We start from the raw sequence: 19,376 nt of genomic DNA on the forward strand, positions 1-19,376 counted from the left end.
TCCCTGCAGGGGCCCGCCGCGAGCGGAGCGAGTGGTGGGGGGCGGTGACGTGCTGGAACGGCCTCCCTGCAGGGGCCCGCCGCGAGCGGAGCGAGTGGTGGGGGGCGGTGACGTGCTGGAACGGCCTCCCTGCAGGGGCCCGCCGCGAGCGGAGCGAGTGGTGGGGGGCAGGGAGGTCCTTCTCCTAGATGGCGCGGCGGCGGAGGCGGCGGCGCTCCCGCTCGGAGAGCCCGCCCCAGATGCCGAAGCGCTCGTCGTTGGCCAGGGCGTACTCGAGGCACTCGGCCTTGACCTCGCAGCCGGTGCAGATCTTCTTCGCCTCGCGGGTGGAGCCGCCCTTCTCCGGGAAGAACGCCTCCGGGTCCGTCTCGGCGCACAGCGCCTGCTCCTGCCACGACTGGGCCTCGTCCTGCAGGGCCGCGCCGAGCATCCCCACCAGGCTCTGGTCGGGCCGGCCGGCGCTGCGCCCGGTCCGCTCGGCAGAGCCGATGTAGTCACTCAGCCACGAGACCTCTGCCATGACGATGCGTCCCCTTCGCGGTCGTCGTCGGAGGCCAGGTCCCCGGGTCTCCCCCGGGCGTCCCCCCGTGCCTCGCACCGGTCGGAATTACACGCGTGTCGTTGCCTGAGCGTCAACTTCGCCCGGTGTAAGCGGTTGACCACACCAGCCCCACGCGTCCCACCTCGTTCGTCAGATCTCGTGCAGGCACCCGACACGCCCGGCGAACAGTGGACAACTGCCCATCGGGCACGATGAGTTTCGTGGAGATCGTCGTCCTCGCCGGAGGTGTCGGAGGGGCCCGGTTCCTGACCGGCCTCCGGGACGTCGCACCCCCCGCGTCGGTCACCGCGGTGGTCAACACCGGTGACGACGTGACCCTGCACGGCCTGCGGATCTGCCCCGACCTCGACACCGTCGTCTACACCCTCGGGGGCGCCATCGACCCCGAGCGCGGCTGGGGCCGGACCAGCGAGACGTGGACGGTCAAGGAGGAGCTCGCCGCCTACGGCGCGGAGCCGACCTGGTTCGGCCTCGGCGACCGCGACCTCGCCACCCACCTGGTGCGCACCCGCATGCTCGACGCCGGCTACCCGCTCTCCGACGTCACCGCCGCGCTGGCCGACCGCTGGCAGCCGGGCGTGACCGTGCTGCCGATGAGCGACCAGCGGGTGGAGACGCACGTCGTCGTCGACGACCCCGACACCGGCCGCCGCGGCGCGATCCACTTCCAGGAGTGGTGGGTGCGCCACCGCGCCGAGCCCACGCCGCACGCCTTCGTCCAGGTCGGTGCCGAGCGCGCCCGCCCGGCGCCCGGCGTGGTGGAGGCGCTCGCCCGCGCCGACGCCGTCGTGCTGGCGCCGTCGAACCCGGTGGTGTCCATCGGCACCGTCCTCGGCGTGCCCGGCCTGCGCGACGCGCTGCGCGCCACCCCGGGCCGCGTGGTCGGGATCTCCCCCATCGTCGGCGGCGCGGTGGTGCGCGGCATGGCCGACCGCTGCCTCCCGGTGCTCGGCGTCGAGGTCAGCGCCGAGGGCGTCGGCCGGCACTACGGCGCCCGCTCCGACGGGGGCGTCCTCGACGCCTGGCTGGTGCACGAGGGCGACCGCGCGCAGGTGCCGGGCGTCGACGTCCGCGCCGTGCCGCTGCTGATGAGCTCGCCGGAGGCCACCGCCGCGATGGCCCGCGCCGCCCTGGAGGCCGCCGGTGTCCGGCTCGACGGCTGAGCGGCCTCGCGGGATCGAGGTCCTGCCGGTCCCCGGCCTGCCGGAGTTCACCGCGGGCGACGACCTGGCCGCCGCCGTCGCCGGGGCCGCGCCCTGGCTGGCCGACGGCGACGTCGTCGTCGTCACCTCCAAGGTCGTGTCGAAGGTGGAGGGCCGGGTGGTGCCGGTGCCTCCCGGCGCCGACCGGGAGGCCGTGCGGCAGCGGGCCATCGACGCGGAGACCGTGCGGGTCGTGGCCCGCCGCGGGCCGCTGAAGATCGTGGAGACGCGCCAGGGCTGGGTGGTGGCCGCCGCCGGCATCGACGCCTCCAACGTGCCCGGCGACTCCCTGGTGCTGCTGCCCGAGGACGCCGACGCCTCGGCGCGGGCGCTGCGCGCCCGGCTGCGGGAGCTGCTCGGCGTCGAGGTGGCGGTCGTCGTCAGCGACACCTTCGGCCGCACCTGGCGCGAGGGGCTCACCGACGTCGCGGTCGGCTCGGCGGGCATCGCGGCGCTGACCGACCACCGCGGCGCCGTCGACGGCCACGGCAACCGGCTGGAGACCACCCAGGTCGCCGTCGTCGACGAGCTGGCCTCGGCCGCCGACCTGGTCAAGGGCAAGCTCGACGGCGTGCCGGTGGCCGTCGTCCGCGGGCTGCCGTTCACCGTGCTGCGCGAGGACGACGGCACCCGGCCGCTGGTGCGGCTGGGCCCCGGCGACCTGTTCCCCTACGGCAGCCGCGACCTGGTGGGCAGCCGGGCGCCGGTGGCCGACCTGGTGCCGCGGCCGGGTGACCGCGAGGCGGTGGCCGAGGCGTTCCGGGTGGCCAGCGCGGCGCTCCCGGAGTTCCCGGTGGTGCTGCGGCACGGCGGGGAGGGCGACGGCGTGGTCGACGTCCACCTGTACGAGCGGGTCACGACGACGACGGCGCTCAACCTCGGCGCGCTGGTCGGCGCGGTGCTCGTGCAGCTGCACGCGGAGGGGTGGGCCACCCGCTGGGAGCCGGTGGGCACGCCGGGCGGGTCGTCACTCGTCGGGAGGTTGTGGCTGGGCTCGCCGCGGGTCTGACCGGCGCAGTCGCTAGCGTCGCCGGTCATGCGCGGGATCATCCTGGCCGGGGGCACGGGCAGCCGCCTCTTCCCCATCACCCAGGCGGTCAGCAAGCAGTTGATGCCGGTCTACGACAAGCCGATGGTCTACTACCCGCTGTCGACGCTGATGATGGCCGGCGTCCGCGAGGTGCTGGTCATCACCACGCCCGCCGACCAGGCGGCCTTCCGCGCGCTGCTGGGCGACGGCGGGCGGCTGGGGATGCGGATCGAGTACGCCGTCCAGGAGCGGCCCGAGGGGCTGGCGCAGGCGTTCCTCATCGGCGCGGCTTTCGTCGGCGACGAGTCGGTGGCCCTGGTGCTGGGCGACAACATCTTCTACGGCGCCGGCCTCGGCACCGCCCTGGGCCGGCTGCCCGAGCCCGACGGCGGGCACGTGTTCGCGTACCACGTCGCCAACCCCCAGGACTACGGCGTCGTGGAGTTCGACCGCTCCGGGACGGTGCTCTCGATCGAGGAGAAGCCGGCCGCGCCGAAGAGCTCCTACGCCGTCCCCGGGCTGTACTTCTACGAGTCGTCGGTGGTCGAGGTGGCCCGCGGGATCTCGCCCAGCGCGCGGGGTGAGCTGGAGATCACCGAGGTCAACGAGCACTACCTGCGGCAGGGCCGGCTGACCGTCACCCTGCTCGACCGCGGCACCGCGTGGCTGGACACCGGGACCTTCGCCTCGCTGCGCCAGGCCACGGAGTTCGTGTCCGTGGTCGAGGAGCGGCAGGGGCTCAAGATCGGCTGCATCGAGGAGGTCGCCTGGCGGCAGGGCTGGCTCGACGACGACGGCCTGCGCCGGGCCGCCGAACCCCTGGCGAAGAGCGGCTACGGCGACTACCTGCTCGGCCTCCTCGACGGCCGCTGAGGGGCGGCGACGATCAGGTGACCTGATCATGGCGTGTCCCACCCGACCGCCCACCGTCGGGTAGGACGCGCTGCGGTGCGGTAGGACGCGCTGCGGTGCGGTAGGACGGCCCGGGCTCAGATGCGGCGGTGGTCGGTCGGCGCCGTCCGCGGGCCGCGCCGGGGCGGCATGCTCCCGCCGACGTGCAGCAGCCGCACCACCCGCTGCCGGTGCCCGCGCCAGGGCTCGAGCAGCTCCATCATCCCGTCGTCGTCGGTCTTCCGGCCGGCCAGCGACCAGCCCACCAGGTTCTTCAGGTGGTAGTCGCCGTAGCTGACGGTGTCCGGGCAGCCGTGGGTGCGCTGGACGACCTCGGCCGCCGTCCACACCCCGATGCCGGGCACCGTGCGCAGCTTCCGCTGCAGCGTCACCGAGTCGCAGCCGTCGTCCGGCTCGAGGGCGTGCGCCACCGACGCGACGTGCAGCAGCGCCCGCCGCCGCGCGCCGTCGAGGCCGCAGCGGTGCCACTCCCAGTCGGTGACCTCGCGCAGCCGGCGCGGCGAGGGCAGCACCCGCATGCCCGCGGGCGCCGGTCCGGGCGCCGGGTCACCGGCCAGCCGCAGCAGCGCCCGCCACACCCGGTGCGCCTCGACCACGGTCACCTTCTGCTCGAGCACCGCCGGCACCAGCGCGTCCCAGGTGCGCCCGGTGCGGCCCAGCCGCAGGTCGGGCGTGCGCCGGGCGATCGCACCGACCAGCCGGTGGCAGTCGGGGTCGAAGCCGTCGGCGCAGTCGTCCGCACCGAGCCAGCCCGGCACCGCCGTCCCCGCCCACTCCGCGCCCGGCCCCCACGCCTGCACGTGCACCTCGCCGCCGCGGCAGGTGACGCGCACCGTCGCCGGCCCGCACGGCGTGGTGGTCGTCCGCCAGACGGCGTCGCCCTCCCACTGCATCGCGGGGTCCCCGGCGCTGCGCTGGTGCGGGCGCAGCACCGCCCTCAGGTCGAAGGGCCAGTCCGGCCGCCAGCGGTCGGTGAAGTCGGCGCCGTCGAGGGCGGGCCGCGGTGCGGGTGCCGGCGGGGTCGGGGCCGGCAGGGAGGTGGTCACGCAGGTCTCCGGGGACGAGGGAGGGGCGGCGGCCCGGGGGTCAGCGCGGGGCCATGCGCAGGGCGCCGTCCATGCGGATGGTCTCGCCGTTGAGGTAGCCGTGCTCGACGATGGCGAGGGCCAGCCGGGCGAAGTCGTCCGGGCGGCCCAGCCGCTTGGGGAACGGGATGCCGTTGGCCAGCGCCGTGCGGGCCTCCTCGGGCAGGCTGCCCAGCAGCGGCGTGTCGACCAGGCCCGGGGCGATGGTGCACACCCGCACCCCGACGCTGGACAGGTCGCGCGCCGCGGGCAGCGTCAGCCCGACGATGCCGCCCTTGGAGGCGGCGTAGGCGACCTGCCCGATCTGCCCGTCGAACGCCGCGATCGAGGCCGTGTTGACGACGACGCCGCGCTCCCCGTCCTCGTCGGGCTCGGTGGCCGCCATCGCGGCGGCGGCCAGCCGCAGCACGTTGAAGGTGCCGACCAGGTTGACCATGACGGTGCGCAGGAACGGGTCGAGGTCGTGCGCGGCGTTGCCCTTGCCCACGGTGCGCTGTGCCCAGCCGATGCCCGCGCAGTTGACCGCGACGCGCAGCGGCCGGTCCTTGCCGGTGGCGTCGGCGATCGCGGCGGCCACCTGCGACTCGTCGGTGACGTCGGTCCGGACGAAGGTCGTGTGCCCGCCCAGCTCGGCGGCCAGCGCGGCGCCGCGCTCCTCGTTGAGGTCCAGGACGGTCACCGCGGCACCGCGCGCGACCAGCGCGCGGGTGGTGGCCTCCCCGAGGCCCGAGGCCCCGCCGGACACGACAGCTGCGACGTCGAAGTTCTGCATGCGCGGCATCACACCACGGCCCCCGCCCACGTCCGCAGACGCCTCCGGGCGCTCAGCCCTGCGCGACCTGCGGGCGGTCGGCCGGGGCGGCCACGGTCGCGCCGGCGGGCGGCAGGAGCACGGCCTCCCGCTGCTGGGCGGCGCGCTGCCCGGGCCCGCGGAAGTTCGGCGTCACCCCGAGCCCGATGCGGGCCTCCGCCTCGGCCAGGGCCACCTGCCGGGACAGCCGCACCAGCCGGGACTCCTGCTCGCGGAACCGGACGCTGGTGCTGCCCACCAGGTAGATGATCACCAGCGCGAGGACGTAGAGCAGCAGGTCGGTGCCGCGGGTGACGCCGACGATGTCGGCGGCCCACTGGGTGGCGTTGGGGAAGATGACCGCGAGCACCCCGGCGACGACGGTCAGCCCGGCCAGCAGCTTGCGGCGGGCCTGGCCGCGCAGCGAGGCGCGCGAGCGCAGCGAGGCCCAGACGGCGATGACCAGGGCCGGGACGAGCAGGAACTTGATGATCACGACCGGCCTCCGTGACTGATCCGGTGGGCGATCGTGTCGGCCAGGATGTTGACGCTGTTGAGCAGCGGCTGGCCCTTCGCCCGCGAGTAGTCGGTGTAGAGGATGTGCACCGGGTGCTCGACCACCCGCAGGTCGGGGCTGGTCAGCTGCTCCTCGAGCTCCGAGGCGTAGGCCATGCCGGTGTGCGAGAGCCGGATCCGCGAGGCGACGTCGCGGGTGATCAGCCGCAGCCCGTTGTGCGCGTCGGTGAGCCGGTGCCCCGACTTGCGGTTCATCACCCGGGTCGCCACGCGCAGGATGAACCGGCGCAGCGGGCTCATCGCGGTGCGCGAGTCGAGGAAGCGGGAGCCCATGACGACGTCGTAGCCCTCCCGGATGCGCTCGACCATCGCCAGCAGGTCCGACAGCTGGTGCTGGCCGTCGGCGTCGAAGCAGCCGATGTAGCGGGCGTCGGTGAAGCGCAGCGCGGCCTCGTAGCCGGTCTGCAGCGCGCCGCCGGCGCCGAGGTTGACCGGGTGGCTGACCCGGAGCGCGCCGGCGGCGTCGATCTCGCGGGCCGAGGCGTCGGTGCTGGCGTCGTCGACGGCGATGACCGCCAGGCCGGCCTGCACGAGCTCCTCGATGACCCCGCGGACGACGGAGGCCTCGTTGTAGACGCGGACCACCACGACCGTGTCGTCCCACGGCCCGGGGGCGCGCCCGTCGCGCTGGTCGGAGGTCGCCAGGTGCAGCTGCGGCTGGAGCCCCAGCTGCCCACGGTCGCCGTGTGCTGCAGCCATCGCCCGGGATGCTAGCCCGGTGGCGGCGGGCGGCCGGACCGCGACGGAGGCGGACTCCCCTGTCGACGGCGCCACGGCGGGCGACTCCTCGGTACGGGTGGCGGTCACACGAGCTCCTCGAACAGGAAGGGCGCCAGGCTGCGGCTGTACTGGGCGGTCAGGTGGTTGGCGTCGAAGTACACGACCGCGCCGCCGATCGCCGTGTAGCAGGTCGTCTCGTCGCAGAAGTAGTCGGTCAGGTCGACCAGGTGCAGGCCCGGCGCGGCGATCCGCTCCGCGGCGAGGGTCGCCGCGTCGGGGACCACGGCCTCGTCCCGGGGACGCGAGCACTCCCGCGGGTCGTCCGGGTGGGCCTGCAGGCACTCGGGGACGTGCGGCAGCCCCGTCGTCGGGACGTCGCGCAGCACGTCGACCTCCAGCCCGGCGTCGAGCCAGGCCGTCCAGGTGGCCGCGAAGCCCTGCGCGCCCGCCTCGAGGGAGTCCTCGCCCGCGAAGGTGAAGGCGGTGGTGAAGGAGGTGGTGACGACGGCGTCGACGTCGTGCGAGGTCAGCCAGTCGGTGACCTGCCCGCCCCAGCGGGCGCAGCCCTCGGTGTCGGTGCCGTCGCCCTGGAAGGCGAGCACGCGGGCCTCGGTGACCGGGCAGGCGCCGCGGAAGATCTCCACGAGCTCCCAGCCCTGCTGGCGGGCGATCTCGTGCACCGCGCCGCGCCAGTGCTCGGCGTGCGAGTCGCCGACCAGCGCCACCCGCCGGGTCGGCGCGTCCGTCCCGAAGCGGCAGGTCTTCACGCCGAGGTCGGTGTCGCTCGGCCCGCCCCTGGTCGGGCGGCACGCGGGGTCGCGGAACCACGGCGCGTCGTCCTCGGGGAGGACGAGGGACGCCGGCGGCCCGAACACGTCGCCGCAGCCGGTGGCGCCGGGGGCCAGCGAGCCGGCGCCGAAGCACGGGTCCTCCTGCGCCGCGGCCAGCTCGTCGCGGGCGGCGGCCTGGGCGACGTCGACCCGGTGGTACTGCCAGGCGGCGACGCCGGAGACCAGCGCCATCGCCACGACGGTGCACACGCCGACGACGAGGGGGCGCCGCAGGCGGCGCCACTGCTGGGCCGGCTGCTCGACCAGCTGGCGGGTGCCCCAGGCGAGCAGCAGCGAGGCGGCCAGCACGGCGAGCTTGTCGACGGTGGTCAGCGGCCGGGCGAGGGCGAAGGGGGCCAGCACGATCAGCGGCCAGTGCCACAGGTAGACGGCGTAGGAGACGTCGCCGACGAACTGGGTGGGCGCGAGGGAGACCAGCCGCGACGACGGGTCGCGCGGCCCGGTGTCGCCCGCCGCGATGACCGCCGCGGTGCCCAGCACGGGCAGCAGCGCGAGGTACCCCGGGAACGGCGAGGCGCTGGAGAGGGTCACGGCCGCCACGGCGATCGCGGCGAAGCCGGCCCAGCGCAGCACGACCGGCACCATCGGGCCCGACGCCAGCAGCGCCTGCGCCCGCGCGCCGGAGAGCCCGAGCGCCAGGACCGCGCCGACCCCGAGCTCCCACACGCGCGTCGGCGTCTGGAAGTAGGCGGCGGCGGGCTCGGTCGCCGTCCAGTACACCGACCAGGCCAGCGACGCGGCGGTGACCACCGCGATGCCGGGCAGCAGCAGCGGGCGGCCGGAGCGGGTGCGCCCGGCCAGCCAGACCAGGGCGAGCACGAGCAGCGGCCAGCCGGCGTAGAACTGCTCCTCCACCGACAGCGACCAGTAGTGCTGGACGACGGAGGCGGCGTCCTGCGAGGCGGAGTAGTCGACCGCCCGGCCGGCCAGCGCCCAGTTCTGCACGTAGAAGGTGCTGGCCAGGACGTCGCCGGCGGTGGCCGCCCAGCGGCTCACCGGCAGCAGCAGGCCGGAGGCGAGCGCGGTGACCAGCAGGACCAGCAGGGCCGCGGGCAGCAGCCGGCGCGCCCGCCGGGCGTAGAACGCCCGCAGCGACAGCGTCCCGGTGCGCTCCACCTCGCGCCGCAGGTGCGAGGTGATGAGGAACCCGGAGATGACGAAGAAGACGTCGACGCCGACGTAGCCGCCGGTCAGCCGGTTGGGCCACAGGTGGTAGACGACGACCAGCAGCACGGCGAGCGCGCGGAGGGCCTGCACCTCGGGCAGGAAGGTCCGCTCCCGGGGGGTGGCGGGCGCTTCGGGCGCGCGGAGCGAGAGCACGGGCGATCTCCGTTGGGGGTGCGTCCGCCGGCGGCGGTCGGGGACCACCGGGACAGGCGGCCCTCGCCACGGTAACGGCCCCGGGGCGTCCGGTGCGGACGCCGACGGGGTGGGTGTGACGGAAGGGTCACACGCGCCGGGAGCGCGGTCGCGCGGTCAGCTGTACCGCGCGCCGTGCCCCTGCTCGACCGCGGCCAGCAGCTGCTTGACCCGCTCGGCGTCGGAGACCGGGCACACCATCGTGACGTCGGCGGTGGCCACCACCACGCTGTCGCGGACGCCGACCAGCGCGACCAGGTGCTCCGGGTCGTCGCTGAAGACGATGTTGCCCGCGCTGTCGAGGGTCACCGCCAGCCCGCCGACCGCGTTGCCGTCGGCGGTGGCCAGGGTCTGCGCCAGCGCCGGCCACGAGCCGACGTCGAGCCAGTCGACGTCGAGGTCGGCGACCAGCACCCGGCCCGGCTCGGTGGCGGCGGGCTCGAGGACGGCGTAGTCGACGCTGGTCTTGGGCAGCGTCGGGAACACCTCGGCGAGGACGGCGTCGCGGTCGGTCCCCGCCGGCGCGGCCACGACCCGGGCCAGCCCCTCCGCGGACGCCGGCAGGTGGTCGGCCAGCGCGTCGAGCACGGTGCGGGCCCGCCAGACGAACATGCCGGAGTTCCACAGGTACTCCCCCGACGCCAGGTAGGCCTCGGCGGTGGCGCGGTCGGGCTTCTCCTTGAAGGCGGCGGCCTCGGCGACCCCGGGCACCCCGGTGGCCGGGCCCCGGCGGACGTAGCCGAACCCGGTGGCCGGGGCGGTGGGCCGGATGCCCAGGGTGACCAGCGCCCGCGGCCGCTCGGCCAGGGCGTCGAAGGCGGTGGTCAGCGCGGCGGCGAACCGCTCGACCGGCCGGATCACGTGGTCGGCGCTGACGACGGCGAGCTCGGCGTCGGGGTCGGCCTCGGCCACCAGGGCGGCGGCCAGCCCGACGGCGTTGGCGGTGTCGCGGGCGACCGGCTCGAGCACCAGCCGGTCGGGCCGCAGCCGGGGCAGGGCGGCCCGCACCTGCGCGCCGTAGCGCGCGGCGGTGCACACCCAGATCCGCTCGGCGGGCAGCACCGCCTCCAGCCGGGTGAACGCCTCGGCCAGCAGGCTGTGCGCGCCGCCGTCCCCGCTGCTGACCACGTCGAGCAGCTGCTTGGGCCGGGCGGCGCGCGACAGCGGCCACAGCCGCGTGCCCGAGCCGCCGGCCATGACGACCGCGTGCCTCATGCCGACGCCTCCTGACGGGTCCGGGTGCGGGCCGACCGGCCGACGTCGTCGGCGCGGCGCTGGAACCGGGCCCCGGCGGCCACCCGGCCGCTGACGTAGGAGACCAGCATCCGGGCGCCGAGCCCGGCCCGCAGGGCGCCCCGCAGCGGGGCGTTGCGCCGGCCGGGGTGCCGGCCGGACAGGTAGCGCAGCGCGCTGGTGTGGTGCACCCGCGCCATGCGGTGCGGCTCGCGCCGGGTGGCGTGCCCGCCCTCGTGCACCACGACCGCCGAGGGCGCGTACACGTGCAGCCAGCCGGCCCGCCCCAGCCGCTCGGCGAGGTCGACGTCCTCGAAGTACATGAAGTAGCCGGGGTCGAAGCCGCCCACCGACCAGAACGCCTCGAGGTCGACGAGGAAGCAGGAGCCCGACAGCCAGCCGGCGGTGCGCTCGCGCGGTGCCTCGCGCTCGCGGCGGTACCGCGCCGTCCACGGGTTGGCCGGCCACGCCCACCCCAGCAGCGCGTGCCCGGCGCCGGTCGACAGCCGCGGCAGGTCGCGCGCGGACGGGTACAGCTCCCCCTCCGGGGTCCGGATGGCCGGGCCGACGGTGGCCGCCCGCGGCCAGCGGGCCGCGACGGCGAGCAGCTCGTCGAGCGAGCCGGGCTCGAAGCGGACGTCGGGGTTGGCCACGAGGGCGTACCCCTCCGCCACCCCGGCCAGGCCGGCGTTGACCGCCGCGCCGTAGCCGACGTTGCCGCCGGTGCGCAGCAGCCGGACGTGGGCGTGGCGCGCGGCGACGTCCTCGGGGACGCCGTCGGTGGAGCCGTTGTCGGCGAGGACGACCTCGACCGGGCGGGTGGTGGCCTCGGCCAGGGAGGTCACGAAGCCCTCGAGGGCCTCGCCGGGCGAGTAGGTCACCGCCACCACGCGCAACGGCCGGTCGGGAGCTGGGCGGGGCACGGGGCGACTCTAGGAGGCGGGCCCGGCCGCCCGGGCGCGGACGCCGGAGAGGCGGGGCGGGTGGGACCGCTGGGACGAGGGGGACGGTCCCGTCACGAAGCGGCCCGGCAGCCCCGCGGGAGCCGGAGCGACACCTGCCCCGCCGGTACAGTCGCCAGGCGTGACCTCAGCCCGTCCTGACCTCGTCGTCGTCGGTTCCGGTTTCTTCGGCCTGACCGTCGCCGAACGGGTGGCCAGCCAGCTGGACAAGCGCGTGCTCGTCCTCGACCGTCGTGACCACATCGGGGGCAACGCCTACTCCGCGCCGGAGCCCGAGACGGGCATCGAGGTGCACGTCTACGGCGCCCACCTGTTCCACACGTCCAACGAGCGGGTCTGGCAGTACGTCAACCAGTTCACCGAGTTCACGGGCTACCAGCACAAGGTCTACTCGATCTACCAGGGGCAGACCTACTCGCTGCCGATGAACCTGGCCACGATCTGCCAGTACTTCGGCAAGAGCTTCTCCCCCTCCGAGGCCCGCGCGCTGGTGGCCGAGCAGGCCGGCGAGATCGACACCGCCGAGGCGAGGAACCTCGAGGAGAAGGCGATCTCGCTGATCGGCCGGCCGCTCTACGAGGCGTTCATCCGCGGCTACACGAAGAAGCAGTGGCAGACCGACCCGACCGAGCTGCCCGCCGCGGTCATCGCCCGCCTGCCGGTGCGCTACACCTTCGACAACCGGTACTTCAACGACACGTACGAGGGCCTCCCGAAGGACGGCTACACGGCGTGGCTGCAGAAGATGGCCGACCACCCGAACATCGAGGTGCGCCTCTCCACGGACTGGTTCGACGTCCGCGACGAGCTGCCCGCCGACGTGCCGACGGTGTTCACCGGCCCGATCGACAAGTACTTCGGCTACGAGGCCGGCGAGCTCGGCTGGCGCACGCTGGACTTCGAGACCGAGGTGCTGCCGATCGGTGACTTCCAGGGCACCTCGGTGATGAACTACGCCGACGAGGACGTGCCGTTCACCCGGATCCACGAGTTCCGGCACTTCCACCCCGAGCGGGACTACCCGGCCGACAGGACCGTCGTCGTCCGCGAGTACTCGCGCTTCGCCGAGACCGGCGACGAGCCGTACTACCCGATCAACACGCCCGAGGACCGGGCGAAGCTGGAGCGCTACCGCGAGCTGGCCAAGCAGGAGGCCGCGGAGAAGCGGGTGCTCTTCGGCGGCCGGCTGGGTACCTACAAGTACCTCGACATGCACATGGCCATCGGCTCGGCCCTCTCCATGTTCGACAACCGCATCCGCCCCTTCTTCGACGAGGGCGGCTCGCTCGACGGCCGCCTCGACGACTGACCCCGAGGACTGACCCCGCATGACGACGACGCACTCCCCGGTCTCCCCGGAACGGGTGAGCGAGCTCTCGGCCGAGGACCTCGCCTCCGGCAAGGCCGTCACCCTCCTGCAGCGGGTGATCCTGCCGCGTCCCGGTGACCCGCTGAAGGTCCGCTCCCTCTACGTCGACGAGGACCGCACGACGCGCGTGCGCTCGGCGACGCGCGGGGACGCCACGGTGGCGGCCGGCCACGAGGTCTCCTTCGCCACGTACTTCAACGCCTTCCCCGCCAGCTACTGGCGGCGGTGGACGGTGCTGCGCGAGGTCGTGCTGGGGATGACGCTCAGCGGGCCGGGTCGCATCGACGTCTACCGGTCCAAGGCCGACGGCAGCATCATCCACGTCACCGGCGCCACCACCACCGGCGAGGACCGCCGGGTGGAGTTCGAGCTGGACCTGACGCCGTTCGTGGACGGTGGCTGGTACTGGTTCGACCTCACCGCCGACGACGACTCCGTGACGGTCCGGGACGCCGCCTGGTACGCGGCCCAGGCACCGGAGCGCGACGCGCGCCTCTCCGTCGGCATCTGCACCTTCAACCGGCCGGACGACTGCGTCGCCGCCCTCCGGGCGCTGGCCGGCGACGACGTGGTGCGCGAGCTGATCAGCACGGTGGTCGTGGCCGACCAGGGGAACAAGAAGGTCCGCGACGCCGCCGGCTTCGCGGCCGTCGAGTCGGGCCTGGAGGGCCGGCTGCGGCTGGTGGAGCAGGGCAACCTGGGCGGCAGCGGCGGGTTCTCCCGCACGATGTACGAGAGCCTGACCCACACCGACGCCACCCACCACCTGCTGCTCGACGACGACGTGCAGCTCGAGCCCGACAGCATCGCGCGGGTCTTCGCCTTCGCGCGGTTCACCAAGACCCCGATGCTCGTCGGTGGCCAGATGCTGGCCCTGCAGGACCGCTCGGTGCTGCACACCATGGGCGAGGTCGTGGCCCCGGACAAGTTCTTCTGGCGGGCGGCCCCCAACACCGAGTACGCGCACGACTTCGCCAAGGAGAACCTGCGCGAGTCCGAGGACCTGCACCGCCGGGTCGACGTGGACTACACCGGCTGGTGGATGTGCCTGATCCCCCGCGAGGCGCTCGAGCGGCTCGGCTTCGCGCTGCCGGTCTTCATCAAGTGGGACGACGCCGAGTACGGCATCCGTGCGCGGGAGAACGGGTTCCCGGTGGCGACCCTGCCCGGCGCCGCCGTCTGGCACCTGTCCTGGAGCGACAAGGACGACACCGCCGGCTGGCAGGCGTACTTCCACACCCGCAACCGCCTGGTCGCCGCCGCGCTGCACAGCCAGTACAAGCGGGGCGGGACGCTGCTGCGGGACACCTTCAAGTTCGACCTGAAGTTCCTGATCATGCTGCAGTACGCCACCGCGGCCCTGCACCACCGCGCCTACGACGACTTCCTCGCCGGCCCCTCCCGGCTGTTCCCGCTGCTGCCCACCGCGCTGCCCACGGCGCTGGAGCACCAGGGCGACTACCCGGACGGCCGGGTGCTGCCGTCGTCGTCGGACCTGCCGCTGCCCTCGATGGGCGCGGTCAAGGCCGAGCGGTTCATGAAGCCGCCGACGACCCCGGTGACCATCGGCCGCACCCTGCTCGGCGCGCTGGTGCACAACCTGCGCAAGCCCAAGCCGGGGGCGCAGGACCAGCCGGAGCTCAACATCAGCGCGCAGGACGCGCGCTGGTTCCTGCTCTCGCGGCTGGACAGTGCGACGGTCGGCACCGCCGACGGCCGCGGCGTCACCTTCCGGCGCCGGGAGCCGGACACCTTCTGGCGGATGCTGCGGCACTCGATCCGGGTGCACGTGCGGCTCTACCGCGAGTTCCCCGCCCTGGCCGAGCAGTACCGCGCCAGCCTCGGCGAGCTCACCTCGCCCGAGAGCTGGGAGAAGGCGTTCCTCGCCGAGGACGTCCGCGGCTGAGGGCGGGCCCTCCGCGGAGGGCCGGACGCGACGAGGGCCCCGCACCGACCCGGTGCGGGGCCCTCGTCGTCAGGAGGTGGGCCGGGCGAGCCGTTCCCGGCGGCCGGCGCGGGTCAGCCGCCGCCACTCGCGCCAGCCGGCGCGGTCGCGGCGGGAGACCAGGAAGAACCAGCCGAAGCGGACCGTCTCCAGCGGCCGCAGCCAGCGCATGCCCGGCTGGGCCATGAGGTAGCCGCGGTTGCGGTAGGTGAAGTACCGCTTGACCTCGTCGGCCGGGTACTGCGCCGACAGCCGCCCGCCGAGGATGGGCGCGAACTCCGTCGTCCCCTCCGGGTGCAGGTAGGCCGCCTGCGGGCAGGTGCCGAAGGGCAGGCCGGCGCGCAGCATCCGGCGGTGGACCTCGGTCTCGTCGCCGCGGAAGAACAGCCGGTAGTCCGGGACGCCGACGACGTCGAGCGCCTCGGCCCGGAACAGCGCCCCGTTGAACAGCGAGGCGTAGCTCGGCAGCAGGTCCAGGCCGGCGAAGTCGCTGCGGTGCCGCCGCCAGCGCAGCCCGCGGCGCAGCGGGAAGGCCAGCCGGTCGGGGTCGGCCATGTCGGTGACCAGCGGGCTGACCTCGGCCAGGCCGTGCCGCTCGGCGGCGGCCAGCAGCGTGGCCAGCACCGTCTCGTCGGCGGGCCGGCCGTCGTCGTCGGCGCACCAGACCCAGTCCGCGCCGAGCGCGAGGGCGTGCAGCATGCCGTAGGCGAACCCGCCGGCGCCGCCGAGGTTGCGGCGGCTGGGCAGGTGGGTGGCCGGCAGCCCGCTGGCGGCGACGACGTCGGCGGCCGAGCGGTCCGGGCCGTTGTCGACGACGACGACGTGGTCGACCCGGCGGGTCTGGCCGGCGACGGCGGCCAGGCTCTCCGCGAGCAGCTCCCGCCGGTGCCGGGTGACGACGACGGCGACGACGCACTCCCCCGCCGCGGGCGTCGGGGCGGCCCCCGGCGCCGTCACGCGGGCAGGCCCTTGTAGGCGCGCAGCACCTCGTCGAGGTCGCCCTGCTGCTTGATCCGCCCGTGCTCCATCCAGATCGCGGTGTCGCAGAGCTCGCGCAGGAACTCGTCGGAGTGCGAGGCGAACACCAGCAGGCCCGAGCGCTCGACGAGCTCGACCAGCCGCTGCTTGGACTTCTCGAGGAACGCGGCGTCGACCGCGCCGATCCCCTCGTCGAGCAGCAGGATCTCCGGGTCGATGCTGGTGACCACACCCAGGGCCAGGCGCACCCGCATGCCGGTGGAGTAGGTGCGCAGCGGCATGCGGAGGAAGTCGCCGAGCTCGGTGAACTCGGCGATGTCGTCGACCCGCTGCTCCATCTGCTTGCGGGTCATCCCGAGGAACAGGCCGCGGATCATGATGTTCTCGAGTCCGGAGATCTCCGGGTCCATGCCGACGCCGAGGTCGAACACCGGCGCGACGCGGCCGCGGACCTCCGCGTGGCCGCGGGTCGGCTCGTAGATGCCCGACAGCAGCCGCAGCAGCGTGGACTTGCCGGCGCCGTTGTGGCCGACCAGGCCGACCCGGGCGCCGTGCTCGAGGGTGAGGGTGATGTCCCGCAGCGCCTCGATGACGGGCACCTTGGCGGCGCTGTCGATGTTGCCGCCGACCAGTCCCATGACGGTCTTCTTCAGCGACCGGCTCTTGGCGTCGAAGATGGGGAAGTCGACGCAGGCGCCCGTGGTCGTGATGCTGACCGGCGCGCTGGTCGTCACCGTGCTGTCGGAGTCCACGTTCACACCCAGTAGGAGACGCGAGAGCGGTAGCGGCGCATCACGAGCATCGTGAAGGCCCAGCCGACCACCGTGATGGCGAGGACGACCACCCAGTACCGCAGCTGCTGGTCCTGGCCCAGCAGCGGGCGGCGGATGATCTCCACGAAGTGCAGGAAGGGGTTGAACTCGGCGAGCCGGGCCCGTTCGGCGATCGCGGGGTTCGGGCTGTTGATCAGGTCGTCGTAGACCCAGACGATCGGCGTCAGGAAGAAGGCCAGCTGCACGACGCTCTGCGTGATCGGCAGGATGTCGCGGAAGCGCGCGGTGATGACGCCGATGGCGAGGGAGGCCCAGGCGCCGTTGAGCGCCAGCAGCAGGAAGGCCGGGACCGCGGCGAGGACCGTCCACCGCAGCGGCTGGGGGAAGACCAGCAGCATGACCAGGTAGACGATCATGTTGTGCGCGAAGAACAGCGCCTGCCGCCACACCAGGCGGTAGACGTGCACCGACAGCGGCGCGGGCAGGTGCTTGATCAGCCCCTCGTTGGCGATGAAGACCTCGGAGCCCTCGGTGATGCAGCCGCTGACGAAGTTCCAGACGATGAAGCCGACGAGCACGTGCGGCAGGAACCGGGACAGCTCGATGTCGAACAGCCCCGAGTACAGGATGCCCAGCGCGACGGCGGTGACCGCCATGCTGATGGTGATCCAGACCGGGCCGAGGACCGAGCGCCGGTAGCGCTGGCGGATGTCCTGCCAGCCGAGGTGCCCCCACAGGCTCCGCTGTCCCCAGCCGCGCTGCAGGTCGGCGACGGCCGCAGCGAGGGTCCGGCCGGCCGGTTGTGCGAGTGCCACGCTGGTCCACGCTACCTGCGCGGTCGGTGCGGGGCGGGTCGCGCTGGGGTCGGCGGGACCGGTGTGACTGCCGGTTCCAGGTGGACCGGACCGGCCCGTCGCAGGGGCTGGCGCGAGGACCGCCTGACGTACCGTGGCCGCGATGTCCACCCGGCCGAGCGGCCGATCGCACAGTCTGGACCCTCCCCCGTGACCCTGCACGACGTCCTCGTCCCCCTGGCCGGCCTCCTGGTCCTCACCGTCCCGGGACTGGTCGTCGCCGTGCTCGCCGGGCTGCGCCCCGGGACCTCCGTGGCCGTCGCCCCGCTGCTGACCTACGGCATGGTGACGGCGACGGCGACCGCGGCGTCCTACGTCCCCCTGCCGTGGGAGCCGTGGACGCTGGTGCTGGTCACGGTCGTCACCGGCGCGGTCGTCGTCGGCCTGCGCGCGGTGACCCGACGGGACCTGCCCCTGCGCCGCCGCGTGGAGCTGGTGCGCCCGTCCCGCCCGGGCTGGCGGGACTGGGTCGTCGTCGGCGGCGTCCTCGCGGGTGGGGGCCTGGCGGCGGCCGTCTTCCGGGTCGGCTTCGGCGGCCTGGACGACCTCAACCAGGACTGGGACGCCGTCTTCCACGGCAACGCGCTGCGGCTGATCGCCGACTCCGGCGACATCGCCCCGTCGGCCATGGCGCGGATCAACGACTGGGAGACGACGGACTTCTACTACCCGAACACCTACCACGCGCTGGGCGCGACGATCCGCGACCTCACCGGCGCCTCGGTGTTCGAGGTCCTGAACAGCCAGACGATGCTGGTGTGCCTGGTCGCGGGCATGGGCCTGGCCGGCCTGCTGCACCGGTTCGGCGCGCCGCTGGCCGTCACGGCCGTCACCCCCGTGCTGCTGGCCGGCTTCGCGCCCTTCCCCTACGACGTGCTGTGGCGCGGCCCGCTGCTCCCCTACGCCATCGGGGTGGCGCTGATCCCGGCGTTCGTCCTGCTGCTCGACGCGGTGCTCGCCGACCGCCGGGCGGCGACGACCCTGCTGGTGGCCCTGGGCGGGGCGGGCCTGCTCGGCCTGCACCCGAGCACCGCCCTGTCGGCGGCCCTGTTCGTGGTCGTCTACCTCGTCGCCCGCTGGTGGTCCGCGCCCAGCACCCTCCGCGGCGACCTGCTCGTCCTGCTGGGGGGTGGCGCGGCGGCGCTCCTGCTCGCCGTCCCGGCCGTCCTCGGTGCCGTCGCGACCAACGAGCGGGCGGTCGACATCGACTGGCCCGCGGTGGAGAGCCCCGGTCAGGCCGTCGGTGACCTGCTCTTCCTCAACCACTCGGCGCCGGCGCCGCAGTACTGGCTGGCGGCCCTGGTCGTCGTCGGCCTCCTGACGATCACCCGGGCCCGCTGGGTCTGGGCCTGGGCCGGCGGGGCGGCCATCGGCTTCGCGCTGTTCGTGGCCTCGGCGGCCTCCGACAACGAGCTCGTCGCCGACCTGACCCGCCCGTGGTGGAACGACCGGTGGCGGTTCGCGGCGCTGGCCGTGCTCGGCATGGCCCCCCTGGCCGCCCACGGCCTCGACGCCCTGGCCGCCGGCGCCCTCCGGGCGCTGCGGCGGCTCCCCGGTGCGGGCCGGGTGCGGCTGTCCCCGCAGGTCGCCGGCAGCGCCCTCGTCGCCGCCGGCCTGCTGCTCGTCGTCCTGGCCTCCAACGGGCTGTACGCCGACCGCAACGCCGAGCGCGTGGCCGAGAACCACCAGAACGACCACACGCTCGACGCGGACGAGATCGACGCCATGCAGTGGCTGGCGGACCACTCGACCGGGGGGACCGTCATGAACGACCCGAACGACGGGTCCGCCTACCTGTCGGCCGAGGCGGGCCTGCGGCCCCTCTTCGGCCACGTCGTCAACCCCGCCTTCATCTCCCGGGAGATGGGCCCGACCCAGCAGCTGCTGCTCAGCCACTTCAACTGCCTGGACTCCGACCCGGAGGTCCGCGCGGCGATCGACGACCTCGACATCCGCTACGTCTTCCTCGGCAACGGCTTCATGCGCGACTGGATGACCCGCATGCCCGGGCTGCGCGGCATCGACGCCTCGCCGTCGCTGCGGCTGGTGCACCGGGAGCCCGGCGTCCGCGTCTTCGAGGTCGACCTGACCGACACCCCGACCGAGCCGGTGGCCGCCTGCGAGACGTCGTCCGAGGACGGCGGGGGCCAGACCGGCTGACGGCCGCACCCACGG

Annotated in this window: 17 protein-coding genes; 6 read left to right on the forward strand and 11 right to left on the reverse strand. The window is 74.4% G+C overall.

Annotated features, from left to right (window positions below):
* Window positions 1-184: 184 nt before the first annotated feature.
* Window positions 185-430 (reverse strand): WhiB family transcriptional regulator, encoded by a 246-nt coding sequence (locus tag BLQ97_RS01770; protein WP_175471591.1) that lies wholly within the window; start codon window positions 428-430, stop codon window positions 185-187.
* Window positions 431-762: 332 nt separating this feature from the next.
* Between BLQ97_RS01770 and cofD the strand changes: the two genes are divergently transcribed.
* Genes cofD through rfbA form a run of 3 tightly spaced genes read left to right on the forward strand, consistent with a single transcriptional unit; the run spans window position 763 to window position 3,667 of the window.
* Window positions 763-1,725, forward strand: coding sequence for a 2-phospho-L-lactate transferase (gene cofD, locus BLQ97_RS01775; protein ID WP_091362674.1), 963 nt, complete (start codon window positions 763-765; stop codon window positions 1,723-1,725).
* Window positions 1,706-2,773 (forward strand): coenzyme F420-0:L-glutamate ligase, encoded by a 1,068-nt coding sequence (locus BLQ97_RS01780; RefSeq protein WP_091362675.1) that lies wholly within the window; start codon window positions 1,706-1,708, stop codon window positions 2,771-2,773. The genes cofD and BLQ97_RS01780 overlap by 20 nt, the downstream gene beginning before the upstream one ends.
* A 27-nt stretch (window positions 2,774-2,800) precedes the next feature.
* Window positions 2,801-3,667: a glucose-1-phosphate thymidylyltransferase RfbA gene (gene rfbA, locus BLQ97_RS01785; RefSeq protein WP_091362677.1), complete on the forward strand. Its 867-nt coding sequence runs from the start codon at window positions 2,801-2,803 to the stop codon at window positions 3,665-3,667.
* 116 nt (window positions 3,668-3,783) lie between these two features.
* Here the strand turns inward: rfbA and BLQ97_RS01790 are convergent, their stop codons facing one another.
* The 7 genes from BLQ97_RS01790 to BLQ97_RS01820 form a co-directional block, all read right to left on the reverse strand.
* Complete coding sequence (locus BLQ97_RS01790; RefSeq protein WP_245691725.1) at window positions 3,784-4,752, reverse strand: DNA-3-methyladenine glycosylase family protein; 969 nt, start codon at window positions 4,750-4,752, stop codon at window positions 3,784-3,786.
* A gap of 40 nt (window positions 4,753-4,792) precedes the next feature.
* Window positions 4,793-5,563: an SDR family NAD(P)-dependent oxidoreductase gene (locus tag BLQ97_RS01795; RefSeq protein WP_091363810.1), complete on the reverse strand. Its 771-nt coding sequence runs from the start codon at window positions 5,561-5,563 to the stop codon at window positions 4,793-4,795.
* A gap of 52 nt (window positions 5,564-5,615) precedes the next feature.
* Window positions 5,616-6,077 carry a DUF2304 domain-containing protein gene (locus BLQ97_RS01800; protein WP_091362679.1) on the reverse strand — a complete coding sequence of 154 codons (462 nt, stop codon included), beginning with the start codon at window positions 6,075-6,077 and terminating at the stop codon, window positions 5,616-5,618.
* A complete protein-coding gene (locus tag BLQ97_RS01805; RefSeq protein ID WP_091363813.1) occupies window positions 6,074-6,856 on the reverse strand; it encodes a glycosyltransferase family 2 protein in 783 nt (260 codons plus the stop codon). Before BLQ97_RS01805 ends, BLQ97_RS01800 begins: the two co-directional genes overlap by 4 nt.
* Window positions 6,857-6,960: 104 nt before the next feature.
* Window positions 6,961-9,048, reverse strand: coding sequence for an acyltransferase family protein (locus BLQ97_RS01810; RefSeq protein ID WP_175471554.1), 2,088 nt, complete (start codon window positions 9,046-9,048; stop codon window positions 6,961-6,963).
* Between the two features lie 156 nt (window positions 9,049-9,204).
* A complete protein-coding gene (locus tag BLQ97_RS01815) occupies window positions 9,205-10,302 on the reverse strand; it encodes a mannose-1-phosphate guanylyltransferase (protein WP_091362682.1) in 1,098 nt (365 codons plus the stop codon).
* Entirely contained in the window at window positions 10,299-11,243 is a 945-nt protein-coding gene (locus tag BLQ97_RS01820) for a glycosyltransferase family 2 protein (RefSeq protein ID WP_091362684.1), read from the reverse strand. The genes BLQ97_RS01815 and BLQ97_RS01820 overlap by 4 nt, the downstream gene beginning before the upstream one ends.
* Window positions 11,244-11,403: 160 nt before the next feature.
* Here BLQ97_RS01820 and glf point away from each other — a divergent pair, with 160 nt between their 5' ends.
* Window positions 11,404-12,591, forward strand: a complete 1,188-nt coding sequence (glf, locus tag BLQ97_RS01825) for a UDP-galactopyranose mutase (RefSeq protein ID WP_091362686.1) — start codon at window positions 11,404-11,406, stop codon at window positions 12,589-12,591.
* Between the two features lie 19 nt (window positions 12,592-12,610).
* On the forward strand, window positions 12,611-14,557 hold the full coding sequence (locus tag BLQ97_RS01830) for a glycosyltransferase (protein ID WP_091362688.1): 1,947 nt from the start codon (window positions 12,611-12,613) through the stop codon (window positions 14,555-14,557).
* 69 nt (window positions 14,558-14,626) lie between these two features.
* Here BLQ97_RS01830 and glfT1 read toward each other — a convergent pair whose 3' ends face one another.
* Genes glfT1 through wzm form a run of 3 tightly spaced genes read right to left on the reverse strand, consistent with a single transcriptional unit; the run spans window position 14,627 to window position 17,162 of the window.
* Window positions 14,627-15,553 (reverse strand): galactofuranosyltransferase GlfT1, encoded by a 927-nt coding sequence (glfT1, locus tag BLQ97_RS01835; protein WP_091362690.1) that lies wholly within the window; start codon window positions 15,551-15,553, stop codon window positions 14,627-14,629.
* Window positions 15,550-16,326: a galactan export ABC transporter ATP-binding subunit Wzt/RfbE gene (gene wzt, locus BLQ97_RS01840; RefSeq protein WP_245691726.1), complete on the reverse strand. Its 777-nt coding sequence runs from the start codon at window positions 16,324-16,326 to the stop codon at window positions 15,550-15,552. The genes glfT1 and wzt overlap by 4 nt, the downstream gene beginning before the upstream one ends.
* 2 nt (window positions 16,327-16,328) lie before the next feature.
* Window positions 16,329-17,162 (reverse strand): galactan export ABC transporter permease subunit Wzm/RfbD, encoded by an 834-nt coding sequence (gene wzm, locus BLQ97_RS01845; RefSeq protein WP_091362692.1) that lies wholly within the window; start codon window positions 17,160-17,162, stop codon window positions 16,329-16,331.
* 189 nt (window positions 17,163-17,351) lie between these two features.
* On the opposite strand from wzm, the gene BLQ97_RS01850 reads away from it, so the two are divergent.
* Window positions 17,352-19,361, forward strand: coding sequence for a DUF6541 family protein (locus BLQ97_RS01850; protein WP_091362694.1), 2,010 nt, complete (start codon window positions 17,352-17,354; stop codon window positions 19,359-19,361).
* Window positions 19,362-19,376 lie beyond the last annotated feature (15 nt).

The organism is Geodermatophilus telluris, assembly GCF_900102745.1.
Lineage (GTDB): Bacteria > Actinomycetota > Actinomycetes > Mycobacteriales > Geodermatophilaceae > Geodermatophilus > Geodermatophilus telluris.

Excerpts from the sequence above, each read along its gene's own strand:
- BLQ97_RS01770 (WP_175471591.1), bottom strand. The coding sequence starts at position 430 with ATGCTCGGCGCGGCCCTGCAGGACGAGGCCCAGTCGTGGCAGGAGCAG.
- rfbA (WP_091362677.1), top strand. The coding sequence starts at position 2,801 with ATGCGCGGGATCATCCTGGCCGGGGGCACGGGCAGCCGCCTCTTCCCC.
- BLQ97_RS01795 (WP_091363810.1), bottom strand. The coding sequence starts at position 5,563 with ATGCAGAACTTCGACGTCGCAGCTGTCGTGTCCGGCGGGGCCTCGGGC.
- BLQ97_RS01805 (WP_091363813.1), bottom strand. The coding sequence starts at position 6,856 with ATGGCTGCAGCACACGGCGACCGTGGGCAGCTGGGGCTCCAGCCGCAG.
- BLQ97_RS01815 (WP_091362682.1), bottom strand. The coding sequence starts at position 10,302 with ATGAGGCACGCGGTCGTCATGGCCGGCGGCTCGGGCACGCGGCTGTGG.
- BLQ97_RS01830 (WP_091362688.1), top strand. The coding sequence starts at position 12,611 with ATGACGACGACGCACTCCCCGGTCTCCCCGGAACGGGTGAGCGAGCTC.